Origin of the sequence: Streptomyces pathocidini, from assembly GCF_001418495.1 — a bacterium.
Lineage (GTDB): Bacteria > Actinomycetota > Actinomycetes > Streptomycetales > Streptomycetaceae > Streptomyces > Streptomyces pathocidini.
On the sequence record NZ_LIQY01000580.1, the window covers coordinates 1 to 6,605 of the forward strand.

Here is a 6,605-nt window from a genome sequence, read left to right on the forward strand (position 1 = left end):
GAGGGTGGGCACAGCGTGGCCACCGGGCCGCAGGCGCGTACGAAACCTGCGCCACCGGCGGTGGCCGGCGCCGGAGCGGCCACGCTCCGAAACGGGTGGCGGTGCGTCGCCGAGTGCGGGCCGGGGACGCCCGGGCAGCCCCCCACCCCCCGGCGGGAGCCGACCGGCCGTCTGTCGCCGGGGCGGGCGCTCCCCCACACTGGTGACTGGGCCCCCGCCAAGGCGGCGGAGCCCCAGTCACCAGGGGGCGTGCCCGGGCCGGAGGCCACAGGGCAAGGGAGGCACGGCATGCGCATGTCGGTCGACCGATGGCAGCGACTGCTCGTCACCCCCTGGCAACGCGGCGCGATCGCCGCCGTCGCCGGGGCGCTGCCTTCGCTCGCGTTCCCGGAGCCGTCGCTGTGGTGGTTCGCCTACGTCGCCCTCGTACCGTGGCTCCTCCTCATGCGCTCGGCCCCGACCAGTCACGCAGCGGCCGCCGACGGCTGGCTGGGCGGGGCCGGTTTCATGTTCGCCGCGCACCACTGGCTCCTGCCGAATCTGCACGTTTTCACGTTCGTCCTGGCTCTGCTGCTGGGCGTGTTGTGGGCCCCTTGGGGTGTGCTGGTGCGGCGGCTGCTGGGCGGCGTGCCGAGCCGGCGGCGGGCGGCGGCCGCCCTGGTGCTGGTGCCGTCCGGCTGGGTCATGATCGAGCTGGTCAGGTCGTGGGAGTACCTGGGCGGACCGTGGGATCTGCTGGGCGCGAGCCAGTGGCAGGTCACGCCCGCGCTGCGGCTGGCCTCCCTCGGCGGGGTGTGGCTGGTGACGTTCCTGATCGTCGCCCTCAACACGGCGCTGGCCGTCCTGGTCGCCCTGCCCACCGCCCGTACCGCCGCGGTCGCGGGCGGGCTGACGGTCGCCGTCGCCGGGAGCGCCGCATGGGCCTGGGCGCCACTGCCGGACCAGGCGGGGAGCGTGCGGATCGCGGTCGTCCAGCCGGGGGTCCTGGGCGGCGGGCCCGACGGCAGGGCGCGGTTCGACCGGCAGGAGGAGCTGACCCGGCAGCTGGCCGGGCAGGACCTGGACCTGGTCGTCTGGGGCGAGAGCAGTGTCAGCGCCGATCTGGCCGGCCGCCCCGACCTGCGCGACCGGCTGGCGGCGGTCTCCCGCGAGGTGGGCGCCGATCTGCTGGTGAATGTGGACGCCCGGGCCGCCGACCGGTCCGGGATCCACAAGAGTTCGGTGCTGATCGGCCCCGAGGGCCCGATCGGGCCGCGCTACGACAAGATGCGGCTCGTGCCCTTCGGCGAGTACATACCGTTCCGCTCGGCCCTCGGCTGGGCCACCTCGGTCGGCGAGGCCGCGGCCGAGGACCGCAGGCGCGGCACGCGACAGGTCGTGATGGCCGTGCCGGGCGCGGGCGACCTGCGGATCGGCCCACTGGTGTGCTTCGAGTCGGCCTTCCCCGACATGAGCCGCCACCTGGTCCAGGACGGCGCCCAGGTACTCGTCGCGCAGTCGTCCACCGCCACGTTCCAGCAGAGCTGGGCGCCCGAGCAGCACGCCTCGCTCGCCGCGCTCCGCTCGGCCGAGACCTGGCGGCCCATGGTGCACGCGACGCTGACCGGGGTCAGTGCCGTGTACGGCCCGGGCGGCACGCCCGTCGGCGACCGGCTGTCCGCCGAGGCCTCGGCGGCCGCCGTCTACGACGTACCGCTCGGCGGTGGGACCAGCCCTTACGTCCGCCTCGGCGACTGGGTGCTGTACGGGTCGCTTGCCGCGCTCGCGGCCTACGCCGCCGTCGAGGGCGGCCGGTCGGTCAGGAGGCCTGCTCCAGGGACCGCAGCACCACCCGCTCACACAGCTCATGGGTCTCCAAGGCGTCCTCGGCGCTGAGCGGTTTGCCCACCCGTACGGCGTCGAGGAACGTCAGGACCGCCTGCTCGATGCCCCGCTGCCGGGCCACCGGCACCCAGTCGCCGCGCCGCCGTACGCTCGGCTGCCCCTTGTGGTCGATCACCTCGGCGAGGTTCACCACCTGGCGCTTGGTGTCCTGGCCGGACACCTCGAGGATCTCCTCGGTGGAACCGCTCATCCGGTTCATGACGCCGATGGCGGTGAAGCCGTGCCCGGAGAGCTGGAGCACTACGTGGTGCATCAGCCCGCCGCGGACCTTGGCCCGCACGTCCACGTGCTCCACGGTGCCGGGAACGAGGAAGCGCAGGGTGTCGACGACGTGGATGAAGTCGTCGAGCACGAGCGTGCGCGGGTCCTCGGCGAGCCCCACCCGGTTCTTCTGCAGCAGGATCAGGTCCCGCGGGTGCTCCAGGCACTGCGTGATGCCGGGCGCGTGGCGGCGGTTGAAGCCGACGGCGAGGCTGACTCCGCGCCCCTCTGCCAGCCGCACGAGGCGCTCGGACTCGGCGTACTCGTACGCGAGCGGCTTGTCGACGTAGGTCGGCACCCCGGCCTCCAGGAGCCGGGTGACGATCTCGGCGTGGGCGGCGGTGGCGGCGTGTACGAACGCCGCGTCCGGGGCGGCCGCGAGCAGGGAGTCGAGGCTCGTGTGGCACTGCTGCTCAGGGATGCGGTGAGCGGCTCCGAGCCGGCCGAGGGTGGCCGGGGTGCGGGTCTGGAGGTGCAGTTCCAGACCGGGTTGGCTGCCGAGGACCGGCAGGTAGGCCTTCTGCGCGATGTCGCCGAGCCCGATGACGCCGACCTTCACCTTCGCACTCTCCTCAGCTGTGGCTCGTGTCCCGGACACCGGCGGTCAGGTCCGGGGGCAGGCACCGCCCACCTTCCGTGCCCCGGCAGCATACGGGCGCTCCACTCGCCCGCCCTCCCGGCCGGAACAATTCGGTAGTCGGCCACCCCGCCCCCGGCGATGATGACCCCATGACGACGAACCCTGAGCGCACGATCCCGCCCACGACCGCCGGCGAGCGCGCCATGCTGGAGAGTTGGCTCGACTTCCACCGCGAGACCCTCGCCCGGAAGTGCGTCGGCCTCGACGACAAGCGACTCCGCGAAGCCTCGGCCCCGCCCTCCGCGCTCACCCTCCTCGGCCTCGTACGCCACATGGCCGAGGTCGAGCGCCACTGGTTCCGCAGGGTGTTGGCCGGCGAGCAGGAAGCCGGGCGGATCTACTACGACGAGGCGGACAAGGACGGGGACTTCCGCGTCTCCGAGTCCGACACCTGGGAAGAGGCCCACGCCACCTGGCAGGCCGAGATCGCCCGCGCCCGCGAGAACGCGGCGGGGCGCTCCCTGGACGACCTGTCAGCCGGCGGCCACCGGGACATCGAGAGCTTCAACCTCCGGTGGATCTACGTCCACATGATCGAGGAGTACGCGCGCCACAACGGCCACGCGGACCTCATCCGCGAGCGCATCGACGGCGCCACGGGCTTCTGACCGGCGGCCGCCAGGCGGACAGGGCCCCAACCCCGGCCTCCGCCACGGCAGTCACCCGCCCAGCTCGAGCTCCAGCCGGGCGATCTCGGCCCGGATCCCGTCCCCGTACTCGTCGTCCCCCAGCGCCCCGGCGCACGCGCGGGCCCGGGCCAGCTCGTGGCGTGCCGCGCCGGGGCGGCCCAGTTGGGCGTAGTCCGCCGCCAGGTTGAGGTGGAGGGAGGGGTAGAAGGCGCGCACCGCCAGGGACGCGTGGTGCGCGCCGACGCGGGCGTCGGTGAGACTGTCGGCGGCCTGGAGCGCCCGTACATCCCACTCCAGCTCCTCGGCCGGGTCGTCCTGGGTGTCCGCCATGTAGTGGGCGAGTGTGCAGCGGTGGAAGGGGTCGCCCTCCTCGCCGATCTCCGCCCACAAGGCGGCGAACCGGTTGCGGGCCTCCTCCCGGTCGCCGCCCCGGTGCAGCATCACCGCCTGGCCGATCCGGGTCATGACGGCGTCCTGGGACGCCGTCTCCTGTTGCCGCTCCTCCGCCACCGCCGCGCCTCCAGCGCTCCTCACCGCACAACCGCCACCTTTCGGACGCCTGCCCGAGACGCTAGCCCAGGTTCGGGATGCGCCAGTCGACCGGCGCGTGCCCCTGCGCCGCGATGGCCGCGTCGATCCGGGTGAAGGGGCGGCTGCCGAAGAACTTCTTCGCGGACAGCGGCGAGGGGTGGGCCCCCTCGACCACGGCGTGCCGCTCGGTGTCGATCAGCGGGAGCTTCTTGCGCGCGTAGTTCCCCCACAGCACGAAGACCGCCGGGTCGGGGCGCGAGGAGACGGCCCGGATGACCGCGTCCGTGAACTTCTCCCAGCCCTTGCCCTTGTGGGAGTTGGCCTCGCCGGACCGGACCGTGAGCACCGCGTTGAGCAGCAGCACGCCCTGCTCGGCCCACGGCATCAGATAGCCGTTGTCCGGCACCGGGTGCCCCAGTTCGTCCCGCAGCTCCTTGTAGATGTTCCGCAGCGAGGGCGGGGTCTTCACGCCGGGCCGGACCGAGAAGCACAGGCCGTGCCCCTGCCCCTCGCCGTGGTACGGGTCCTGTCCGAGGATCAGCACCTTCACCCGGTCGTACGGGGTGGCCTCAAGCGCCGCGAAGACCTCGCCCTCCGGTGGGTACACCGGACCGTTCGCCCGCTCCTTGGCCACGAACTCGGCGAGTTCCGTGAAGTAGGGCTTCGCCGGCTCGTCCCCCAGGACCCCGCGCCAGGACTCGGGCAGCATGACGGTCACGTTCAACAACCTCCGGTGTGTGCGCTCCGTGCGGTGGTGAGGGCCGGTGCGGCCCACTGCCACCGCACCGACTCCCACCGCAGAACCTACCGGCGGCCACTGACAACGGCGGTCCTGGGCGGGAGCGGCGGCCGCCCCGGCCCAGGACCACCGGTCCTCGAAGCGCTCAGCCGACGCCGGCGTTCAGGAAGATCCCGCCGTCGACCACCAGCGTCTGGCCGGTGATCCACCCCGCGCGGTCGGACAGCAGGAACTCCGCCGCGCCTCCGATGTCCTCGGGCACCCCGAGCCGCGCCAGCGGGTAGGCGGCCGCGGCCTCCTCCTCGCGGCCCTCGTACAGCGCCTGCGCGAACTTGGTCTTGACGACGGCCGGGGCGATGGCGTTGACGCGCACGCCGGGGGCGAGTTCGTGGGCCAGCTGGAGGGTCAGGTTGACCATGGCGGCCTTGCTGACGCCGTACGCCCCGATGAAGGGCGAGGGCGCGATGCCCGCGACGGAGGCGATGTTGACGATCGCGCCGCCGTTGTCCTTCTGCCACGCCTTCCAGGTCTGCTGCGCGAAGCCGAGCGCGGAGACCACGTTGGTCTCGAAGACCTTGCGGGCCACGGCGAGGTCCAGCTCGGCGAGGGGCCCGAAGACCGGGTTCGTACCGGCGTTGTTGACGAGGTAGTCGACCCGGCCGAAGGCCTCCATGGCGCCGGCCACGGCCGCCTCCTGGTGGGCCTCGTCGTGGGCCTTGCCCGCGATGCCGACCGCCCGGTCCGCGCCGAGGCGCTCGACGGCCTCCTTCAGGGCGTCCTCGTTCCGCCCGGTGATCACGACCCGGTCGCCGCGGGCGACCAGCGCCTCCGCTATCCCGTAGCCGATGCCGCGACTCGCGCCGGTGACGAGCGCGACCTTGCCGCTGTCCTGAATCCGATCCCGATCCTGGGGCTGCGCCTGCGACCGGTCTCGGGGCCGGTCCTGGTGCGGTTGCTGTGCAGTCATGTCCCTGTCCGTTCCGGTCAGTTGAGCGGGCCGCCGGCCACGTACAGGACCTGCCCGGAGACGAACCCGGCGGCCTCACCCGTGAAGAACGCGATGGCGTTGGCGATGTCCTCCGGCCTGCCCACGCGCTGGACCGGGATCTGGGTGGCCGCCGCCGCCTGGAAGTCCTCGAAGTCCATGCCCACGCGCGCGGCGGTGGCCTCGGTCATGTCGGTGACGATGAAGCCGGGGGCGACGGAGTTGGCGGTGACGCCGAACTTGCCCAGCTCCTTGGCGAGGGTCTTGGTGAAGCCCTGCAGACCGGCCTTGGCCGCCGCGTAGTTGACCTGTCCTCGGTTGCCCAGCGCCGAGCTGCTGGACAGGTTGACGACCCGGCCGAACTGGGCGTCCACCATGTGCTTCTGGCACGCGCGCGTCATCAGGAACGCGCCGCGCAGGTGCACGTTCATGACGGTGTCCCAGTCGGAGTCGCTCATCTTGAAGAGCAGGTTGTCCCGCAGCACACCCGCGTTGTTGACGAGGATCGTGGGCGCGCCCAGCTCCTGGGCCACGCGCGCGACGGCGGCCTCGACCTGGGCGGCGTCGGAGACGTCGCAGCCGACGGCGAGGGCCTTGCCGCCCGCCGCGGTGATCTTCTCCACGGTGTCCTTGCAGGCCGCCTCATCGAGGTCGAGCACGGCGACCGCGCGGCCTTCCTCCGCCAGGCGTACGGCAGTGGCCGCGCCGATGCCTCGGGCCGCTCCCGTCACGATCGCGACGCGCTGCTCTGTGGTGGACATGCGGGTTCTCCTAGGCTCGGCTCGACTGCGTGCTCGGCTGTGTCCTCGACAGCGCGTGAGCAACCGCTTAGTAGGTCGTCGACAAGACGCTAGAAGCAGCGGCACCCGGTGTCAACGGCACCCCACCGCAAGGGCCCCACCCGCTGCAAGAGCCCGCCGCCGTACGGGATCCGGT

General features: G+C 72.8%; 7 protein-coding genes. 2 read left to right on the forward strand and 5 right to left on the reverse strand.

Translation table 11 applies throughout. From position 1 onward, the window contains the following. Positions 1–288 precede the first annotated feature (288 nt). The gene (lnt, locus tag AOK16_RS22960; protein ID WP_055474054.1) at positions 289–1,875 is read left to right on the forward strand and encodes an apolipoprotein N-acyltransferase; all 1,587 of its coding nucleotides are present in this window, start codon (positions 289–291) and stop codon (positions 1,873–1,875) included. On the opposite strand, the gene AOK16_RS27515 is transcribed toward lnt, so the two are convergent. After that, positions 1,799–2,704 (reverse strand): Gfo/Idh/MocA family protein, encoded by a 906-nt coding sequence (locus AOK16_RS27515; protein WP_055474055.1) that lies wholly within the window; start codon positions 2,702–2,704, stop codon positions 1,799–1,801. The genes lnt and AOK16_RS27515 overlap by 77 nt on opposite strands. Positions 2,705–2,874: 170 nt before the next feature. Between AOK16_RS27515 and AOK16_RS22970 the strand changes: the two genes are divergently transcribed. Next, positions 2,875–3,393 carry a DinB family protein gene (locus AOK16_RS22970; protein WP_055474056.1) on the forward strand — a complete coding sequence of 173 codons (519 nt, stop codon included), beginning with the start codon at positions 2,875–2,877 and terminating at the stop codon, positions 3,391–3,393. A gap of 51 nt (positions 3,394–3,444) precedes the next feature. Here the strand turns inward: AOK16_RS22970 and AOK16_RS22975 are convergent, their stop codons facing one another. The 4 genes from AOK16_RS22975 to fabG form a co-directional block, all read right to left on the reverse strand. Then, positions 3,445–3,948, reverse strand: a complete 504-nt coding sequence (locus AOK16_RS22975) for a hypothetical protein (protein ID WP_240483709.1) — start codon at positions 3,946–3,948, stop codon at positions 3,445–3,447. A gap of 37 nt (positions 3,949–3,985) precedes the next feature. After that, positions 3,986–4,654 carry a uracil-DNA glycosylase gene (gene ung, locus AOK16_RS22980; RefSeq protein WP_055474059.1) on the reverse strand — a complete coding sequence of 223 codons (669 nt, stop codon included), beginning with the start codon at positions 4,652–4,654 and terminating at the stop codon, positions 3,986–3,988. A 175-nt stretch (positions 4,655–4,829) separates the two neighbouring features. After that, positions 4,830–5,579 carry an SDR family oxidoreductase gene (locus AOK16_RS22985; RefSeq protein WP_055474060.1) on the reverse strand — a complete coding sequence of 250 codons (750 nt, stop codon included), beginning with the start codon at positions 5,577–5,579 and terminating at the stop codon, positions 4,830–4,832. A gap of 89 nt (positions 5,580–5,668) precedes the next feature. Continuing rightward, positions 5,669–6,430 carry a 3-oxoacyl-ACP reductase FabG gene (gene fabG / locus AOK16_RS22990; protein WP_055474058.1) on the reverse strand — a complete coding sequence of 254 codons (762 nt, stop codon included), beginning with the start codon at positions 6,428–6,430 and terminating at the stop codon, positions 5,669–5,671. Between the last annotated feature and the right edge of the window lie 175 nt (positions 6,431–6,605).